The 17084-nt window shown below is 41.0% G+C and carries 20 protein-coding genes and 2 other annotated features; of the genes, 14 read left to right on the forward strand and 6 right to left on the reverse strand.

Annotated features, from left to right (window positions below):
• Positions 1–46: 46 nt before the first annotated feature.
• The 10 genes from ADM50_RS04250 (at position 47) to trpA (ending at position 10402) form a co-directional block, all read left to right on the forward strand.
• Positions 47–739 (forward strand): sugar transferase, encoded by a 693-nt coding sequence (locus ADM50_RS04250; RefSeq protein ID WP_049484647.1) that lies wholly within the window; start codon positions 47–49, stop codon positions 737–739.
• Positions 740–781: 42 nt separating this feature from the next.
• Positions 782–2008, forward strand: coding sequence for a DegT/DnrJ/EryC1/StrS family aminotransferase (locus ADM50_RS04255; RefSeq protein ID WP_049484648.1), 1227 nt, complete (start codon positions 782–784; stop codon positions 2006–2008).
• A 42-nt stretch (positions 2009–2050) separates the two neighbouring features.
• Positions 2051–2276: a binding site (T-box leader), on the forward strand.
• A gap of 161 nt (positions 2277–2437) precedes the next feature.
• Positions 2438–3616 (forward strand): tryptophan synthase subunit beta, encoded by a 1179-nt coding sequence (trpB, locus tag ADM50_RS04260; RefSeq protein WP_049484649.1) that lies wholly within the window; start codon positions 2438–2440, stop codon positions 3614–3616.
• Positions 3613–3838 (forward strand) — a binding site (T-box leader). It overlaps the preceding gene by 4 nt.
• 304 nt (positions 3839–4142) lie before the next feature.
• The gene (gene trpE / locus ADM50_RS04270; RefSeq protein ID WP_049484651.1) at positions 4143–5504 is read left to right on the forward strand and encodes an anthranilate synthase component I; all 1362 of its coding nucleotides are present in this window, start codon (positions 4143–4145) and stop codon (positions 5502–5504) included.
• Positions 5501–6067: an aminodeoxychorismate/anthranilate synthase component II gene (locus tag ADM50_RS04275; RefSeq protein WP_000601900.1), complete on the forward strand. Its 567-nt coding sequence runs from the start codon at positions 5501–5503 to the stop codon at positions 6065–6067. Before trpE ends, ADM50_RS04275 begins: the two co-directional genes overlap by 4 nt.
• A 10-nt stretch (positions 6068–6077) precedes the next feature.
• A complete protein-coding gene (trpD, locus tag ADM50_RS04280) occupies positions 6078–7082 on the forward strand; it encodes an anthranilate phosphoribosyltransferase (protein WP_049484652.1) in 1005 nt (334 codons plus the stop codon).
• Positions 7079–7846, forward strand: coding sequence for an indole-3-glycerol phosphate synthase TrpC (gene trpC / locus ADM50_RS04285; protein WP_049484653.1), 768 nt, complete (start codon positions 7079–7081; stop codon positions 7844–7846). Before trpD ends, trpC begins: the two co-directional genes overlap by 4 nt.
• Positions 7833–8432: a phosphoribosylanthranilate isomerase gene (locus ADM50_RS04290; RefSeq protein WP_049484654.1), complete on the forward strand. Its 600-nt coding sequence runs from the start codon at positions 7833–7835 to the stop codon at positions 8430–8432. The genes trpC and ADM50_RS04290 overlap by 14 nt, the downstream gene beginning before the upstream one ends.
• Positions 8410–9633, forward strand: a complete 1224-nt coding sequence (gene trpB, locus ADM50_RS04295; protein ID WP_000331263.1) for a tryptophan synthase subunit beta — start codon at positions 8410–8412, stop codon at positions 9631–9633. The genes ADM50_RS04290 and trpB (ADM50_RS04295) overlap by 23 nt, the downstream gene beginning before the upstream one ends.
• Positions 9626–10402 (forward strand): tryptophan synthase subunit alpha, encoded by a 777-nt coding sequence (gene trpA, locus ADM50_RS04300; protein ID WP_049484655.1) that lies wholly within the window; start codon positions 9626–9628, stop codon positions 10400–10402. The genes trpB (ADM50_RS04295) and trpA overlap by 8 nt, the downstream gene beginning before the upstream one ends.
• On the opposite strand, the gene ADM50_RS04305 is transcribed toward trpA, so the two are convergent.
• Entirely contained in the window at positions 10374–11033 is a 660-nt protein-coding gene (locus ADM50_RS04305) for a prepilin peptidase (protein WP_049484656.1), read from the reverse strand. The two genes, trpA and ADM50_RS04305, sit on opposite strands and share 29 nt — an antisense overlap.
• 69 nt (positions 11034–11102) lie before the next feature.
• On the opposite strand from ADM50_RS04305, the gene ADM50_RS04310 reads away from it, so the two are divergent.
• From ADM50_RS04310 to ADM50_RS04320, 3 genes are all read left to right on the forward strand, one after another.
• Complete coding sequence (locus ADM50_RS04310) at positions 11103–11558, forward strand: GNAT family N-acetyltransferase (protein ID WP_049484657.1); 456 nt, start codon at positions 11103–11105, stop codon at positions 11556–11558.
• A 103-nt stretch (positions 11559–11661) separates the two neighbouring features.
• Positions 11662–12186 (forward strand): hypothetical protein, encoded by a 525-nt coding sequence (locus ADM50_RS04315; RefSeq protein WP_049484658.1) that lies wholly within the window; start codon positions 11662–11664, stop codon positions 12184–12186.
• A 70-nt stretch (positions 12187–12256) separates the two neighbouring features.
• Complete coding sequence (locus ADM50_RS04320) at positions 12257–12778, forward strand: hypothetical protein (RefSeq protein WP_049484659.1); 522 nt, start codon at positions 12257–12259, stop codon at positions 12776–12778.
• A 217-nt stretch (positions 12779–12995) separates the two neighbouring features.
• Here the strand turns inward: ADM50_RS04320 and ADM50_RS04325 are convergent, their stop codons facing one another.
• The 5 genes from ADM50_RS04325 to ADM50_RS04345 form a co-directional block, all read right to left on the reverse strand.
• Positions 12996–13199: a CsbD family protein gene (locus tag ADM50_RS04325; RefSeq protein ID WP_000102421.1), complete on the reverse strand. Its 204-nt coding sequence runs from the start codon at positions 13197–13199 to the stop codon at positions 12996–12998.
• 41 nt (positions 13200–13240) lie between these two features.
• Positions 13241–13837 (reverse strand): Asp23/Gls24 family envelope stress response protein, encoded by a 597-nt coding sequence (locus tag ADM50_RS04330; RefSeq protein ID WP_049484660.1) that lies wholly within the window; start codon positions 13835–13837, stop codon positions 13241–13243.
• Positions 13838–13848: 11 nt separating this feature from the next.
• Entirely contained in the window at positions 13849–14019 is a 171-nt protein-coding gene (locus ADM50_RS04335; RefSeq protein WP_000454669.1) for a DUF2273 domain-containing protein, read from the reverse strand.
• A gap of 10 nt (positions 14020–14029) precedes the next feature.
• Positions 14030–14593, reverse strand: a complete 564-nt coding sequence (gene amaP / locus ADM50_RS04340; RefSeq protein WP_049484704.1) for an alkaline shock response membrane anchor protein AmaP — start codon at positions 14591–14593, stop codon at positions 14030–14032.
• Positions 14594–14692: 99 nt separating this feature from the next.
• Complete coding sequence (locus ADM50_RS04345; protein WP_045592533.1) at positions 14693–14929, reverse strand: GlsB/YeaQ/YmgE family stress response membrane protein; 237 nt, start codon at positions 14927–14929, stop codon at positions 14693–14695.
• 324 nt (positions 14930–15253) lie between these two features.
• On the opposite strand from ADM50_RS04345, the gene ADM50_RS04350 reads away from it, so the two are divergent.
• Positions 15254–16735: an AcpB/EbpR/MafR family transcriptional regulator gene (locus ADM50_RS04350; RefSeq protein WP_049484661.1), complete on the forward strand. Its 1482-nt coding sequence runs from the start codon at positions 15254–15256 to the stop codon at positions 16733–16735.
• Positions 16736–17084 lie beyond the last annotated feature (349 nt).

Below are 17084 nucleotides of genomic sequence, written 5' to 3' on the forward strand. Positions count from 1 at the left end.
TGAAAAATGTTGACAAATAGTATAATAAAAACAAAGGAGAAACAGCATGCTGAAATGGGAAGACTTGCCCGTGGAAATGCAATCAAGCGAGGTTGAGTCTTATTACCAGCTTGTCTCTAAAAGGAAGGGTTCGCTGATTTTCAAGCGTTTCCTGGATTGGGTTCTGGCCCTGTTTTTGCTAGTTTTGACTTCTCCCATCTTTCTTATCTTGAGCATTTGGATCAAGTTGGATAGCAAGGGACCAGTCATTTACAAGCAAGAGCGCGTGACCCAGTACAACCGTCCGTTCAAGATTTGGAAGTTCCGTACTATGGTAACGGATGCGGATAAAAAAGGAAGTCTGGTGACTTCTGCTAACGATAGTCGCATTACCAAGGTTGGGAATTTCATTCGTCGTGTGCGCTTGGATGAACTGCCTCAGCTAGTCAATGTCCTTAAAGGCGAGATGTCCTTTGTCGGTACACGACCTGAAGTACCACGTTACACCGAGCAGTATAGCCCTGAAATGATGGCGACCTTGCTCTTGCCAGCAGGAATCACCTCTCCAGCCAGCATCAACTACAAGGATGAAGACACCATCATCAGTCAAATGACGGAGAAAGGCCTAACGGTTGATCAGGCCTATGTAGAGCACGTCCTTCCTGAGAAGATGCGCTATAACCTCGCCTATCTCCGAGAGTTTAGTTTCCTTGGAGACATCAAAATCATGTTTCAAACCGTGTTTGAAGTGCTAAAATAAAGTAGTCATGAGAAAATGAGTACAGATAAAAGGAGCAAATCAATGCCAAATTACAATATTCCATTTTCACCGCCCGATATCACTGAAGCTGAAATTGCTGAAGTAGCAGATACCCTGCGTTCTGGTTGGATCACAACAGGTCCGAAGACAAAAGAACTGGAGCGTCGCTTGTCTCAATACACACAGACACCTAAGACTGTCTGCCTCAACTCTGCGACTGCTGCCCTTGAGTTGATTTTACGTGTTTTGGAAGTGGGACCAGGTGATGAAGTCATCGTTCCAGCTATGACCTATACAGCTTCATGTAGTGTCATCACACACGTAGGAGCGACACCTGTCATGGTGGATATTCAAGCAGATACTTTTGAAATGGACTATGACTTGCTTGAGCAAGCTATTACTGAGAAAACTAAGGTGATTATTCCAGTAGAGCTTGCAGGGATTGTTTGCGACTATGACCGTTTGTTCCAAGTCGTGGAGAAGAAACGTGACCTCTTTACAGCTGCTAGCAAGTGGCAAAAGGCCTTTAACCGTATCGTAATTGTCTCAGATAGTGCCCATGCTTTGGGATCTACTTATAAAGGACAACCAGCTGGATCTATCGCTGACTTTACTTCCTTCTCATTCCACGCCGTTAAGAACTTTACAACGGCTGAGGGAGGAAGTGCGACTTGGAAAGCCAATCCAGCGATTGATGACGAAGAGATGTACAAGGAGTTCCAAATCCTTTCCCTTCACGGTCAAACAAAGGATGCTCTTGCCAAGATGCAATTGGGTTCATGGGAGTACGATATCGTCACACCAGCCTACAAGTGCAATATGACCGATATCATGGCTTCGATTGGTTTGGTACAATTGGACCGTTACCCAGCTTTGCTAGAACGTCGTAAGGACATCGTGGACCACTATGATCGTGGTTTTGCAGGTTCTCGCATCCGTCCATTGGCACACAAGACTGATAGTGTCGAATCTTCACGCCACCTCTACATCACCCATGTAGAAGGAGCAAGTTTAGAAGAACGCAACCACATCATCCAAGAATTGGCCAAAGCAGGAATTGCAAGTAATGTACACTATAAACCGCTTCCTCTCCTGACAGCCTATAAGAATCTTGGTTTCGATATGGCAGATTATCCAAGAGCCTATGCCTTCTTTGAAAATGAAATTACGCTTCCTCTTCATACAAAATTAAGCGATGAAGAAGTTGATTACATCGTTCAGACTTTGGTGAGAATTTCTGAAGAAATCCTCGGTTCTGGAAAAAAATAATAAAAAATCTTGACAAAAAGCGGACAATAGCATATAATATTCTCAACAAATCAGAAAAGTAACTATTTTTGATCTTCAGGGAGCCTGTGGTGATTGTGAACAGGTGGTTGGAAGTAGTGAAAGTGGGCTGATTTTAAAAATGAATTTGAAACAATGAAAATTCGGTGCGCACACCTTACAGTGCAACTTGTTGTTAGACAAGGCAGAGATGTAAAGGGGAATAGTCCCTTTATAATTGAGGTGGCACCGCGTTACCAACGCCCTCACATGGAATAATTTTCTGTGTGTGGGCTTTTTCTTTCGGTCATTTTGTTTATCTTTTATTAGGGCGTTAAGTCGCTTTGATGAACTTGAGTTCTATCTGCAGCTCCTTGCCTACTACTAAAAGCAAACAAAAAGCTGAATTAATATGGAAAGAGGAAAAATTTTATGACAACTAAAGGTTATTTTGGACAATTTGGTGGTAGTTTTGTACCGGAGCCGATTCAGGCTTTGTTGGATGAGTTGGAAATGACATTTGACAAATACAAGGATGATCCAGAGTTTTTGGCAGAATTTCGCCATTACTTGAAGGATTATTCTGGTCGTGAAACACCGCTTTATTTTGCGGAAAGTTTGACAGACCACCTAGGTGGAGCTAAGATTTATCTCAAGCGCGAAGACCTTAATCACCTTGGTTCTCACAAGCTCAACAACGTTTTAGGACAAATCCTTCTTGCCAAACGTATGGGCAAAAAACGAGTGATCGCAGAAACAGGAGCTGGTCAGCACGGTGTTGCGACTGCAGCTGCTGCAGCCAAGTTTGGTATGGCCTGTGATGTCTTTATGGGGGCAGAGGATGTGGAGCGTCAACGTCTCAATGTTTTCCGTATGGAGATGATGGGAGCAACTGTTCACGCAGTTGAAACGGGAACGCGAACTCTCAAGGATGCGGTTGATGCAGCCTTTGGAGCATGGATGAATGACCTTGAAGCCTTCTACGTTTTGGGATCTGCTGTAGGCCCTCATCCTTATCCTACCATTGTTCATGAATTCCAAAAGGTCATCAGTGAGGAATCTCGTCGTCAAATCTTAGAAAAAGAAGGCCGTTTACCAGACTACGTCATTGCCTGTGTAGGTGGTGGTTCAAATGCCATCGGTGCTTTTTCGCAGTATGTGGCTGATGAAGAAGTCAAATTGGTTGGGGTTGAAGCTGCCGGTCACGGACTTGACACAGACAAGCATGCAGCCACTATGACAAAAGGTAGTGTCGGAATTGTCGATGGTATGAAGACCTATGCAGTCTTTAAGGAAGACGGAGAGCTGGCACCAGTTTACTCTATCTCAGCTGGTTTGGACTATCCAGGGGTTGGCCCAGAACACGCCTACTTCAAAGATTCTGGCCGCGTAGAATACGTAGCAGCGACAGATGAAGAAGCTGTTCAAGCCTTGCTCCTTCTCAGCAAGACTGAAGGGATTATCCCAGCGATTGAAAGTTCGCACGCCATCGCAGAAGCGGTTAAACGTGCACCGAAACTAAGTAAAGATGAGATTATCATCATCAATGTCTCTGGTCGTGGAGACAAGGACGTAGCTGCTATTGCAGACTACCTAGAAGCTAAAAAATAAAAGATGGAAAAATTACAGTCTTTTCTCTCACAGAGAGCTTGTGGTTGCTGGAAACAAGCAGAGAAAGCTGTAAGGTTGGGTCTATCTGAAACGAGAGAAGAAAACATAATTCTCAAGGGAGTGCCCTTTATCGCACAGCCTGTTGCAGGAATGTTCTGAGACAGGAATGAGAGATAGGAGAAATCCTATAATTGAGGTGGCACCGCGAATTTCGTCCTCACGCAAGTTATTTTGCGTGGGGATTTTTATATATTTATCGTAGATATGGCTATCAGTTTTAAATTATGCTTCATCACTAGATAGATTTCTATAAAATATTTGCTAACGAAGTGAGCATTGACCCGCTATTTCCCGCTATAGTGGTATTCTAGAGAAGCAAAGATGCTTCTCTAGAACGGAATTTTTGAGACCTAAGTCTCGAAAATTAGGGATGAAATTTCGGAGAAAGTTGCTCCCGTCCGCACTATTTAAGGGAAATAGAAAAAAGACCAAAAATTAAAAATAAGAAACTGAAAGGGAAATTACAATGGAACGAATCATTCATGGAGATGTCTTATCACCAATCTTGGCTTATATGCGCCTAAAGGGACAACACAAGGTGATCTTAGAAAGTATTCCGAGAGACAAGGAAACAGCTCGTTTTTCTATCCTAGCCTATAATCCTGTTTTTGAGATTCAGTTTGAAAATGGAGTCCTCTATCAAAATGGTCAAGTGATTGATCGGGATCCTTTGGATTTCATTTATGAAGTGACTCATAAGAGCCAGCACCATTCAGATCTCCCTTTTGGTGGAGGAGCCATTGGCTTTGTCGGTTACGATATGATTTCTCTTTATGAAGAAATTGGTCAAATCCCTGAAGATACCATTGGGACACCAGATATACATTTCTTTGTCTATGAGAGTTATATGGTCTTTGACCATAAGAAGGAAAAAATCCATGTCATCGAGGATGCTCTCTATAGTGATCGCAGTCAAGAAGATTTGGAAGAAGCCTTGAAGCAAGTGCTGGAGGAATTACGCATTCCTGCTCCAAATGAATTTGAAGATTTGGATCTATCTCCGCTGAACTTCAAACCGCATATCGCTCCTCAGAAGTTTGAGGAAATGGTGGAAACAGCTCGCGACTTGATTCGTAATGGTGATATGTTCCAATGCGTGCTCAGCCAGCGTTTTTCAGCAGAAGTTACTGGAAATCCATTTGACTTCTACAGAAATCTCCGCGTGACCAATCCATCTAATTACCTCTATTTCTATGATTTTGGGGATTATCAAATCATCGGTGCTAGTCCTGAAAGTTTGGTTTCTGTCAAAAATGGCATTGTGACAACCAATCCGATTGCCGGTACGCGACCAAGAGGGTCTACGGATGAAGAGGACAAAGCTTTGGCAACTGATCTGCTTTCTGATGAGAAGGAAACAGCAGAACATCGGATGTTGGTAGACTTGGGGCGTAACGATATTGGCCGCATCTCTGAAACGGCAAGTGTCCAAGTCACTAAGTATATGGAAGTGGAGCTTTTCCGCTATGTCATGCATTTGACCAGTGTGGTGAAAGGGCGTTTGATTCCCGAACTCACTGCCATGGATGCCTTGAAAGCTACACTTCCAGCTGGAACAGTTTCAGGAGCACCAAAGATTCGGGCCATGAGACGCATCTATGAACTGGAGACGGAAAAACGAGGCGTATACGCAGGAGCAATCGGCTACTTGTCTGCGACGGGTGATATGGATTTCGCCATTGCTATCCGAACCATGATTCTCAAAGATCAAACAGCCTATGTGCAGGCTGGGGCAGGGATTGTCTATGACTCTATTGCCCAAAACGAATACCAAGAAACCATTAACAAGGCTAAATCTATGACTAGAATTGGAGAACTAAGACCATGATTTTATTGATTGACAACTATGATTCTTTTACCTATAACTTGGCTCAATACATTGGGAATTTTGCAGAAGTGCAGGTCTTGAGAAATGATGATCCCAAGCTGTATGAAGAAGCTGAAAAAGCAGATGGTCTGGTCTTTTCTCCCGGTCCTGGTTGGCCGGTTGATGCTGGAAAGATGGAAGACATGATTCGTGACTTTGCAGGTAAGAAGCCGATTCTAGGGATTTGTTTGGGTCATCAAGCTATCGCAGAAGTCTTTGGTGGGAAGCTAGGCTTGGCTCCAAAAGTCATGCATGGGAAACAGAGCCATATTAGCTTTGAAGCGCCATCTGTTTTGTATCAGGGGATTGAGGATGGTCGTCCAGTCATGCGTTACCACAGTATTTTGATTGAAGAAATGCCAGAAGGCTTTGAAGTGACAGCTCGTTCGACTGATGACCAAGCTATTATGGGAATTCAACACAAAAGCCTGCCGATTTATGGCTTCCAGTACCATCCAGAAAGCATCGGAACGCCAGATGGCTTGTCTTCTATTCGGAATTTTATCGAGAAGGTTGTAAAGTGAGGAAACTAGGATGAAAGAGATTATTGAAAAATTAGCAAAATTTGAAAATTTATCAGGTGTGGAAATGACGGATGTCATCGAGCGTATCGTAACTGGGCGTGTAACCGAAGCGCAGATTGCTTCTCTTCTCTTGGCCCTTAAGATGAAGGGGGAAACACCTGAAGAACGCACAGCCATTGCACAAGTCATGAGAGGCCATGCCCAACATATTCCAACTGAAATCCATGATGCTATGGACAACTGTGGTACAGGTGGTGACAAGTCTTTCAGCTTTAATATCTCCACAACTGCAGCCTTTGTCTTGGCTGGTGGCGGGATTCATATGGCTAAGCACGGTAACCGTTCGATTTCTTCTAAATCGGGTTCTGCAGACGTCCTTCAAGCATTGGGCATCAATCTTGACCTCAAACCAGCTGAACTAGGTAAGGTTTTCGATAAAACTGGAATCGTCTTTCTCTTTGCTAAAAATATGCACCCAGCTATGAAATACATCATGCCAGCACGTTTGGAACTAGGAATTCCAACGATTATGAACTTAACTGGTCCACTGATTCACCCAATGGCTTTGGAAACACAGCTTCTTGGGATTAGTCGTCCAGAACTTCTAGAAAGTACAGCTCAGGTTTTGAAAAACATGGGTCGCAAACGTGCCATCGTGGTTACTGGACCAGAAGGGCTGGATGAAGCTGGCTTGAACGGAACAACCAAGATTGCTCTTCTTGACAATGGCGAAATCACCTTGTCAAGCTTCACTCCAGAGGATTTGGGGATGGAACGCTACGCTATTGAAGATATCCGTGGAGGCAATGCTCAGGAAAATGCAGAAATTTTGCTCAGCGTTCTTCATAACGAACCAAGTCCATTCTTGGAAACGACAGTTTTAAATGCAGGTCTTGGTTTCTATGCTAATGGTAAGGTAGCTAGTATCAAGGAAGGAGTAGCCTTGGCCCGTCAAGTGATTGCTAGTGGCAAGGCCCTTGAAAAACTCAGACTGTTACAGGAGTACCAAAAATGAGTCAGGAATTTTTAGCACGAATCTTGGAGCAGAAGGCGCGTGAGGTCGAGAAAATGGAGCTGGAGGAAGTCCAGCCCTTGCGCCAGACCTATCACTTGGCAGAATTTTTGAAGAATCACCGGGACCGTTTGCAGGTAATCGCTGAGGTCAAGAAGGCTAGCCCTAGTTTGGGAGATATCAATCTCGATGTGGATATTGTGCAACAGGCCCAGACTTATGAAGCGAACGGCGCAGTGATGATTTCGGTTTTGACAGATGAAGTTTTCTTTAAAGGGCATTTGGATTATTTACGTGAGATCTCCAGTCAGGTAAACATTCCAACGCTCAACAAGGACTTTATCATCGATGAAAAGCAAATCATCCGAGCTCGGAATGCAGGGGCGACAGTTATCTTGCTCATCGTCGCGGCCTTGTCAGAAGAACGCCTCAAGGAACTCTATGACTACGCGACAGAGCTTGGTTTGGAAGTCTTGGTGGAGACTCACAATCTAGCTGAACTAGAAGTGGCCCACAGGCTTGGTGCTGAGATTATTGGGGTTAATAACCGCAACTTGACCACCTTTGAAGTCGACTTGCAGACTAGTGTAGACTTGGCCCAGCACTTTAAGGAAGATCGTTATTACATTTCTGAATCTGCCATTTTCACAGGGCAGGATGCAGAACGAGTAGCAGAATCCTTTAACGGAATTTTGGTGGGAACAGCTCTCATGCAGGCAGAGGATGTGCCCCAGAGAATTAAGGAGTTGCAGATTGACAAAGGTTAAGATTTGTGGATTGTCGAACAAAGAAGCGGTAGAGACAGCCGTATCAGCAGGGGCAGACTACATCGGTTTTGTCTTCGCACCTAGTAAAAGGCAGGTGACCTTGGAAGAGGCTGCTGAGCTGGCAAAGCTCATTCCTGTCAACTTTAAAAAGGTTGGTGTATTTGTTTCACCAAGTCGAGCTCAACTGCTAGAAGCGATTGAAAAGGTTGGCTTGGACTTGGTTCAAGTTCATGGTCAGGTGGCGGATGCTTTGTTTGAGGATTTATCTTGTGCCAGTATTCAGGCTGTGCAGGTGGATGGAAATGGTCATGTCCCCAATTCTCAGGCGGATTATCTACTCTTTGATGCCCCTGTGGCAGGGAGTGGTCAGACCTTTGACTGGGGTCAACTAGATACGGCAGAACTAGCTCAGCCTTTCTTTATCGCAGGTGGGCTCAATGAGGATAATGTAGCAAAAGCAATTCAACACTTTACTCCCTATGCAGTCGATGTATCGAGCGGAGTGGAGACAGATGGACAAAAAGATCAGGAAAAGATTAGAAGATTTATAGAGAGGGCAAAGAATGGCATATCAAGAACCAAATAAAGATGGATTTTACGGAAAATTTGGCGGACGTTTCGTCCCAGAAACATTGATGACAGCAGTTTTGGAGTTGGAGAAGGCCTACCGTGAAAGTCAGGCGGACCCAAGTTTCCAAGAGGAATTAAACCAACTTTTGCGCCAGTATGTAGGACGTGAAACGCCTCTTTACTACGCAAAAAACTTGACCCAGCATATTGGCGGAGCCAAGATTTATCTCAAACGGGAAGACCTCAACCATACAGGGGCCCACAAGATTAACAATGCCTTGGGACAGGTTCTTCTGGCTAAACGTATGGGCAAAAAGAAGATTATCGCTGAAACAGGTGCTGGTCAGCACGGTGTGGCAACTGCAACGGCTGCGGCTCTCTTTAACATGGAATGTACCATTTACATGGGTGAGGAAGATGTCAAACGCCAAGCCCTTAATGTCTTCCGTATGGAGCTTTTGGGAGCCAAAGTTGAGGCAGTGACAGATGGTTCGCGTGTGCTCAAGGACGCAGTCAATGCAGCCCTTCGTTCATGGGTGGCTAATATCGACGATACCCACTATATCCTTGGTTCTGCCTTGGGACCTCATCCATTCCCAGAAATCGTTCGTGATTTCCAAAGTGTGATTGGTCGAGAAGCTAAACAACAGTACCGTGACTTGACAGGTCAAGATTTGCCAGATGCCCTAGTAGCCTGTGTTGGTGGTGGTTCTAATGCTATCGGTCTCTTCCATCCATTTGTAGAAGATGAGTCTGTAGCTATGTATGGGGCTGAAGCAGCAGGACTAGGTGTGGATACGGAGCACCACGCAGCTACCTTGATCAAGGGTCGTCCAGGTGTTCTCCACGGTTCGCTTATGGATGTGCTCCAAGATGCACATGGACAAATCTTAGAAGCCTTTTCTATCTCAGCCGGTTTGGACTATCCTGGTATTGGCCCAGAACATTCTCACTACCACGATATCAAACGTGCCAGCTATGTTCCTGTGACGGACGAGGAAGCCTTGGAAGGATTCCAACTCTTGTCTCGCGTGGAAGGGATTATTCCAGCCTTGGAATCTAGCCATGCCATTGCTTTCGCAGTGAAATTGGCCAAAGAACTTGGTCCAGACAAGTCAATGATTGTCTGCCTATCCGGTCGTGGGGACAAGGATGTAGTTCAAGTCAAAGACCGCTTGGAAGCAGATGCAGCAAAGAAGGGAGAAGCCCATGCCTAAGACTTTAACAGAAAAATTGAATGCTATCAAAGCAGCAGGAAAAGGAATTTTTGTTCCCTATATCATGGCTGGAGACCATGAGAAAGGTTTGGATGGTCTCGATGAAACAATCCACTTTTTAGAAGATTTGGGTGTTTCAGCCATTGAAGTGGGTATTCCCTTTTCAGACCCTGTCGCAGATGGACCTGTTATCGAAGAAGCAGGTTTGCGCAGTCTAGCACACGGGACTTCGACACAAGCTTTGGTTGAAACCTTGAAAACCATTCAAACAGAGGTTCCGCTGGTCATCATGACCTACTTCAACCCCCTCTTTCAGTACGGTGTTGAGAAATTTGTCAAAGATTTGGCAGATACAGCAGTTAAGGGCTTGATTATCCCAGACCTGCCTCATGAACATGCCAACTTTGTAGAGCCTTATTTGGCAGACACAGACATTGCCTTGATTCCCCTAGTTAGTTTGACAACAGGACTTGAGCGCCAAAAAGAGTTGATTGAAGGAGCAGAAGGATTTGTCTATGCCGTTGCCATAAATGGAGTGACAGGGAAATCAGGAAATTACCGCGCAGACTTGGACAAGCACTTGGCACAATTGCATCAAGTAGCTGACATCCCAGTCTTGACAGGTTTTGGCGTATCTAGTCAAGCAGATGTCGAACGCTTTAATGCGGTATCAGATGGTGTTATTGTCGGTTCGAAAATTGTAAAAGCTCTCCACCAAGGAGAGCCGATTGAGGACTTTATCAAACAAGCAGTAGCTTACCAAAAATAATCACACAAGTAGCAAGTAAGAGGAAAGGCACAAAAGGAAGTCTTTCCTTTTTCTTTTGTAGGAGAAAGGCTAGAATCCCTGTCGCAGAAGCGAACTGGATCAAAATCAGTAATTCTGTCGCGCTAAAGACGAGAGCACAAGAAGCCAGAAAGAGAAAATCCCCTGCGCCCATGCGAATGTCGATAAAATGAGCCATGATTCCGAGGACAAGAAAGAAGACCATAACCAGATTCCAGACAGAGCAGGCCATGAGGATTAGGTGGAAAGTCAGCCAAACTAGCAAGGGATATTCCTGATGGCGAAAATCATAGATTCCCAAGGTCAAGCCAGCAGTGATGAGGATGATTTGACCCAAGGAAAGCCATCCCCAAGAGTAAACAAGAAAGATAATCCCTAAGCCGAGTTCAAAGAGGGAATACCAAACAGGATAGCGAGCCTTGCAGTAGCGACAGCGAAAGCGATTAACCACCTGCGAGAGGATAGGAATCAAATCTAAGGGACGCAAGCGAGTCTGACAGGAATCGCAGTGACTAGCTGGTTGAATAATGGATTGCTCAGGAAAACGGTCAATGACCAAACCCAAGAAAGAAGCGAGAATGCTCCCGATAAGAAAAAAATAAAGATCAATCATACTTATCTATTCGTAAAAAATAAGAGAAGTAGTATAATAAAGAAACATTGATAAGATGGTGAGGTCAAGATGATGATTCGTTTTGAAGAAAATGTGAGCACAGAAAATGCTCAGCACGTATGCCAATGGTCTAACTCCCTTGGCAAATCCTTTCAAGAACAATGGATGGGAACAATGATTCCTTTTCCCTTAACAATTCAAGTCTTGCAAGATTTGGAAGGAATCTTTTCAATCTTTGATGGACAAGAGTTTGTGGGGCTTATCCAGAAAATCAGGCTAGAAGACAGGAATCTTCATATCGGGAGATTTTTTATCAACCCTCAGAAGCAGGGGCAAGGCTTAGGTAGCCAAGCTTTAAGAAAATTTGTTAGTTTGGCCTTTGAAAATGAAGACATAGATACTATTTCTCTAAATGTCTATGAGGCAAATCAAACAGCTTACAAGCTTTACCAAAAAGAAGGATTTGAAATCGTTCAAATGGTTGAAGTACCTATACGAAAATACATCATGAAAAAGGGCAGATAGCAGTCACATGGGGCTAGAGTCCCAAGGATTTTCAAGGAAAAGGAAGTTATCTTTCAAAGTTAGAAACAAGACTTCTATGATTTCTTAGATAGAGGAGATAGACATGTCGAGACCTAGAAAAATACGAATCTTGCTCGCTTCTGTACTTGCCCTAGTTGTTGGTATCAATCTTTATTCTCAGTATCAAAGCCACCAAGAACGGTTCCAATTAAAGACCTCCTTTGAAGAAAAGGACACTATAGCCGTCTTAAAACATTTAACGGATTCAGGGAGATATGCGTCTGACATTCGTAAAGCAGGCTATGTCGTTCCTCCCGACGGTGCCATTCGCTTGGATGGAGGAATTGACTCCATAGGGATAAAAGGAGACATTGATTTGAAAATGTTGAATCCTGGCAGGGATGAAGTCTCTGTTTTATTTGAAACAATGGTAAATGAGGAAAAAATAGATGCCTACTATATTTTAGATCATCAATTAACCCTAAAACGTAGTTACTATTCTCATATTAGTAATCAAAAAAAAGAAGATGTGAACATCTCTCAAGCAGAAGAAGAACGCCTATTAAAGATTGTTCAAAAAGAGTTGAAAGCTTTTCTAGCTAAGATGTATCAGACTTTATATGGTTGATGGCACTATTGAGAAACTAACACGAGATCTTGTTTAGAATGTCAACGATGATAAGAAAGGAGGGACAAGAATGTTTACAGAATTGCTCTTTATTGTCTCTTTACTGTTACTTTTACGTTTGTTTAAGAGCAGGCGCTCACGAATGATTATAGGAGTCTTGTATAGTTTGCTGCTAGTTTGGTTTGTCCTTTCGGTTTTGAACTATGGCAAATACACTCTTCAACCAGGTCAATCCGTCAACTTAAGAGTAAATCCCAGAACACAAGATTTGGAATACTATTCAATCTTCATCTTGAAGAAAAATGATTCAAGTAAAATTAAATTAACTGGCTCTAGTGTTTGGAGTGAGAGTAATGGTGATATTTACTATGAAGTAGAGGGACAAAAAATTATAAAAAGCCATGGTTTCGACAAGGAGGATGAAGAACTTCCAAACAACCAAGCAGATATTTATTTAGAAAAAGATGGAGTTGTTGTGAGTTGCCAAGGTGAAAAAGTGTTTGATGCCACCAATAACAAACCCTACACGATCACCATTACCAATGTAGACAACCAACCAGCCCAATTTGAGGCTCAGGTGGTGGATAAATAAGCTAGTCTAGTAGTGTGCAAGCTTTTCAATTTTCTTTCTTTAAAAGGGAGCTATTATTTTAAACAAGTAAAAAGCCCTGAAACCAGAGCTTTTCCTATTAAAAATTTCTTTTAACGAAAATTGGGAAGCGTGTTTAGAATCCGATCTACAAAAAAAGAGGACATTTACGGTCCTCTTTTTGACTACTATAGATGAAAAGGTCAGCTAACTTTTAGCCTTATTTTTCATCTTTGTGAAGCATGTTTTTAACACCTTCAATAGCGCCTTCGACAGCGTCTTTAGCATCTTCAGCAACTTCTTTTACTTTGGAAACAACTTTTTCAGCTGTTCCTTCTTTTTCCATTTTTTCATCGCCGATCATTTTGCCGACACCTTCTTTAATGGAACCTTTTGCTTGATTTAGTTTTTCTTCTGTTGACATGATTCTGCCTCCTTTAAATTGATTAATTTAGACCAGATGAATTAGTGTACGCGAGCTTTTTCATTTGTTTCGCCCTTAACGGCTTCAACACCTTCGCCTACTTTTTCTTGAACAGTAGCGACACCTGAACCGATACCAGATTTTACTTTTTCAAATTGTTCTGAAGCAAATTCTCCTGTTGAAGAAGCCACGTCAGTTACTCGGTCTTGAAGGCTAACTGAATCTGCTTCATGCTGTTCCTTCGTTTTGATGTCAACAACATTCACATTGACTTCAACAACTTCTAGATCAGTCATTTTTGTAACTTGTGATACGACAACATCTTTGATTTCTTTGTACAAAGCAGGGACATTCTTTTGGTATTCAACAACAACGTTCAAGTCAACTGCGACTTGTTCTTTCCCAACTTCAACATTGACACCATGAGTGACATTATCTGTATTGATAATTTTTTCTGTTAGATTAGAGAAGAATCCTCCATCAACATCCAAAAGTCCAGGTACTTTTTCAAGTGAAAGACCAATGATTTTTTGGATTACTTTATCTTCATAAGTGAGTTCCCCTTTAACATCTTGTTTAACATCTTGAGAAACAACAGCAACATCTTTTTTTTCTACATTTTTATCTACGTTTGACATACGAGACTCCTTTATTTATTTAAATATTTTTCCTTAACATAGTATCCAGCAAATGCTCCTAAGGCTCCACAAATTAGTACAAATAGTGTTTTGAAAAAGCCAAAGGATAAGATAAAGCAAGCGAGAATGACACCTACTAGACCTGCAATAATTGGATACTGATATTTTTTAAACCATTCCATTTTTACTTCCTTACTTTACACGACTAACAGTCTTTTTGGTCGTTTTTCGAGGTTCATATTCTTTAACTTTAACTTCAAGTTTTACCTCACGTTCAATACCAAAGAACTGCTTTAATCCATGAGTTATTTCATTCTGAATGACTAGACATCGGTTTGAGATGTTGTCTGAAGGAAGAATTTTCCCTTCTACAGTAACGAAACATTTATTTTTGCGGCTATTTACATGGACCGTTGGTTCTTTGATCAACTGATGATCAATGACCAAACATCGAACAAAGCCTTCGATAGCTGAGTTTTTTAGTTTTAATGTATCTTCTTGAGTTTCTAATTGAATCTCTAGATATTGTTTAGGATAAAAGAGTATCACTAACATTGAAATTAAAACTAAAACAGAAAGGACAAGTGTCCCCCAAAAGACATATCTAGCAATCAGGAATTCAGCGTAGAGTTCTCTCCAACTGAATAAGTGGATTCCTAAATCACTGACCTGATGATAATCTATGAGAATAGGAAGGAAAATAGTCAAGATTAAGATACAGAAAATAAGTAACAATATTTTCTTTGATTTTGACATATTAAATCCTTTCAATTGAAAAGCTTTAAACCATAATTTTACCCGTCTAGAGTATTCAAAATTATGGTTTATCACTTTTAATTTCTTATTAGGTAATGCTTATTTTCTACCAAATAGATATGAAACTACGGCAACAACAATTACTGCACCTACGATTGACGGAATAATAGCCATTCCAGCCAATGAAGGTCCCCAGCTTCCTAGAAGTGATTGCCCTACAGACGAACCAACAAGACCTGCAATGATATTCGCAATCAATCCCATTGAACCACCTTTTTTAGTGATTGCACCTGCGATGAGACCAATAAGACCTCCAACAATAATGGACCACAACATAGTGTATCCTCCTTTTCTATTTCTAAATCAAAGAATCATTTAAAGAAACATTTTCAGAAAATCAATTTCTTTGATATCATTTATTATATAACATTTAAATATGGAAAGGTAATAATTTGTCTTGAATTACGTATTATAAAAATACACCGAAGGTACAAATAAATAAGAAAATACTGGTGCTGCTGAGTTTCTAAGTGATTAGACTAGTCTTTTGATGACAAGCAAAAGTCGTTGTAAAAGGATAAATGCACTCTATATGGTATAATTGTGCATGAAGATTGATAGGCAATCGTTTAGTTTATTATAAAGAGAGAAAAGCTGTTCATGAGAGATTTATTATCGAAAAAAAGTCACAGACAATTAGAATTATTAGAATTACTATTTGAAAACAAACGCTGGTTTCATATTTCAGAACTAGCAGATTTATTGCACTGTGCAGAACGATCTGTAAAAGATGACTTATCCCATGTCAGATCTTCTTTTCCTGACTTGCTATTTCATTCCTCGACAAATGGTATCCGTATCATTAATACTGACGATAGTGATATTGAAATGGTCTATCATCATTTTTTTAAGCATTCAACTAACTTTTCAATATTAGAATTTATCTTCTTTAATGAAGGATGTGATAAACAGAATATTTGCAAAGAGTTTTATATCAGTTCTTCCTCTCTTTACCGTATCATCAGTCATATTAATAAAATTATTAAGAAGCAATATCGTTTTGAAATTAGCCTCAATCCAGTTCGAATCACTGGAAATGAAATCGATATCCGTTACTTTTTTGCCCAGTATTTTTCAGAGAAATATTATTTCCTTGAATGGCCTTTTGAAAATTTTTCTCAAGAACCCTTGTCTCAATTATTGGAATTAGTCTATAAAGCAACTTCTTTCCCGATGAATTTATCAACTCACAGAATGTTAAAATTGCTTCTGGTTACAAATTTATATCGCATAAAGTTTGGACATTTCCTGGAAGTAGAGAGAGATTCTTTTAATAATCAATTGTTGGAATCGTTCATGCAGGCAGAAGAAATCGAAGAGATTGTAGCGAGCTTTGATTCTGAATATCATATCTCTCTAAATAAAGAAGTGATCGGTCAACTGTTTGCATCCTATTTTCAAAAAATGTTTTTCTTAGATGAAGAAGTATTTCTCAACCATGCAAAAACAGACAGCTATGTAAAAAAATCGTATCAGTTATTGGAAGATTTAGTGGACCAGGTATCAAGAGAGTATAATCTCCAAGTAGACAATAGAGACAATCTGATTTGGCATCTGCACAATACAGCACATCTGCATCGCCAGGAATTATCGACAGAGTTTATCCTATTTGATCAAAAAGGCAATACAATCAAAAACTTTCAAAATATTTTCCCTAGATTTGTTTCAGAGGTGAAGGAAGGGATTGAACACTATCTAGAGGCTTTGGATATGGATCGTAATTCAATGAAAGTCAATCACTTGACCTATACTTTTATTACCCATAGCAAACACTTGGTGCTAAATCTTTTACAAAATCAACCTAAATTAAAGGTTTTGGTCATGAGTAATTTTGATCAGTATCATGCAAAATCAGTAGCCGAGACACTTGCTTACTATTGCAGTAACAATTTTGAACTGGAGGTCTGGAGTGAATTAGAGTTGTCCATTGATGCTCTAAAAGAATCACCTTACGACATCATTATTTCTAATTTTATAATTCCTCCTATTGAAAATAAGAGACTGATCTATTCCAATAATGTCAATACAGTCGCTCTCATCTCTTTGCTTAACGCAATGATGTTTATTCGATTAGACGAGTAACTAAGAATAACAAAAAACGCTAGATAGCGTTTTTTATTTTATTTATAAGGAAAGAATTTTATCTATACTAAACTCAGAATATCCTAAAATCTTGTCATGTTTTTGTTCGGAACAAGCAAAAAAGCCTTGGAACTCAAGGCTTTTCCTGTTGTATCTAGATGCCCCCTGCATGAATTTGTAAGAACTTTTCATATTGAAAATAAACAAAAATGTTGAAATATAGCTGATTTTAGGGAAATACTTTTAGGTATTTTCAATGTCAGGATTTAAAAATGGGGCAAAAGTGGGGCAAAAACAAATTAACGAAAAAAATATCGAGTTCGTGCATCAAGTAAATGATAAATTGCAA

This window comes from Streptococcus oralis (assembly GCF_001075675.1).
GTDB classification, from domain to species: domain Bacteria; phylum Bacillota; class Bacilli; order Lactobacillales; family Streptococcaceae; genus Streptococcus; species Streptococcus oralis_V.

What these genes read in the sequence shown, in the direction of transcription:
- ADM50_RS04250 (WP_049484647.1), top strand. Translation starts at nt 47, where the DNA reads ATGCTGAAATGGGAAGACTTGCCCGTGGAAATGCAATCAAGCGAGGTT.
- ADM50_RS04255 (WP_049484648.1), top strand. Translation starts at nt 782, where the DNA reads ATGCCAAATTACAATATTCCATTTTCACCGCCCGATATCACTGAAGCT.
- trpB (WP_049484649.1), top strand. Translation starts at nt 2,438, where the DNA reads ATGACAACTAAAGGTTATTTTGGACAATTTGGTGGTAGTTTTGTACCG.
- trpE (WP_049484651.1), top strand. Translation starts at nt 4,143, where the DNA reads ATGGAACGAATCATTCATGGAGATGTCTTATCACCAATCTTGGCTTAT.
- ADM50_RS04275 (WP_000601900.1), top strand. Translation starts at nt 5,501, where the DNA reads ATGATTTTATTGATTGACAACTATGATTCTTTTACCTATAACTTGGCT.
- trpD (WP_049484652.1), top strand. Translation starts at nt 6,078, where the DNA reads ATGAAAGAGATTATTGAAAAATTAGCAAAATTTGAAAATTTATCAGGT.
- trpC (WP_049484653.1), top strand. Translation starts at nt 7,079, where the DNA reads ATGAGTCAGGAATTTTTAGCACGAATCTTGGAGCAGAAGGCGCGTGAG.
- trpB (WP_000331263.1), top strand. Translation starts at nt 8,410, where the DNA reads ATGGCATATCAAGAACCAAATAAAGATGGATTTTACGGAAAATTTGGC.
- trpA (WP_049484655.1), top strand. Translation starts at nt 9,626, where the DNA reads ATGCCTAAGACTTTAACAGAAAAATTGAATGCTATCAAAGCAGCAGGA.
- ADM50_RS04305 (WP_049484656.1), bottom strand. Translation starts at nt 11,033, where the DNA reads ATGATTGATCTTTATTTTTTTCTTATCGGGAGCATTCTCGCTTCTTTC.
- ADM50_RS04310 (WP_049484657.1), top strand. Translation starts at nt 11,103, where the DNA reads ATGATGATTCGTTTTGAAGAAAATGTGAGCACAGAAAATGCTCAGCAC.
- ADM50_RS04315 (WP_049484658.1), top strand. Translation starts at nt 11,662, where the DNA reads ATGTCGAGACCTAGAAAAATACGAATCTTGCTCGCTTCTGTACTTGCC.
- ADM50_RS04320 (WP_049484659.1), top strand. Translation starts at nt 12,257, where the DNA reads ATGTTTACAGAATTGCTCTTTATTGTCTCTTTACTGTTACTTTTACGT.
- ADM50_RS04325 (WP_000102421.1), bottom strand. Translation starts at nt 13,199, where the DNA reads ATGTCAACAGAAGAAAAACTAAATCAAGCAAAAGGTTCCATTAAAGAA.
- ADM50_RS04330 (WP_049484660.1), bottom strand. Translation starts at nt 13,837, where the DNA reads ATGTCAAACGTAGATAAAAATGTAGAAAAAAAAGATGTTGCTGTTGTT.
- ADM50_RS04335 (WP_000454669.1), bottom strand. Translation starts at nt 14,019, where the DNA reads ATGGAATGGTTTAAAAAATATCAGTATCCAATTATTGCAGGTCTAGTA.
- amaP (WP_049484704.1), bottom strand. Translation starts at nt 14,593, where the DNA reads ATGTCAAAATCAAAGAAAATATTGTTACTTATTTTCTGTATCTTAATC.
- ADM50_RS04345 (WP_045592533.1), bottom strand. Translation starts at nt 14,929, where the DNA reads ATGTTGTGGTCCATTATTGTTGGAGGTCTTATTGGTCTCATCGCAGGT.
- ADM50_RS04350 (WP_049484661.1), top strand. Translation starts at nt 15,254, where the DNA reads ATGAGAGATTTATTATCGAAAAAAAGTCACAGACAATTAGAATTATTA.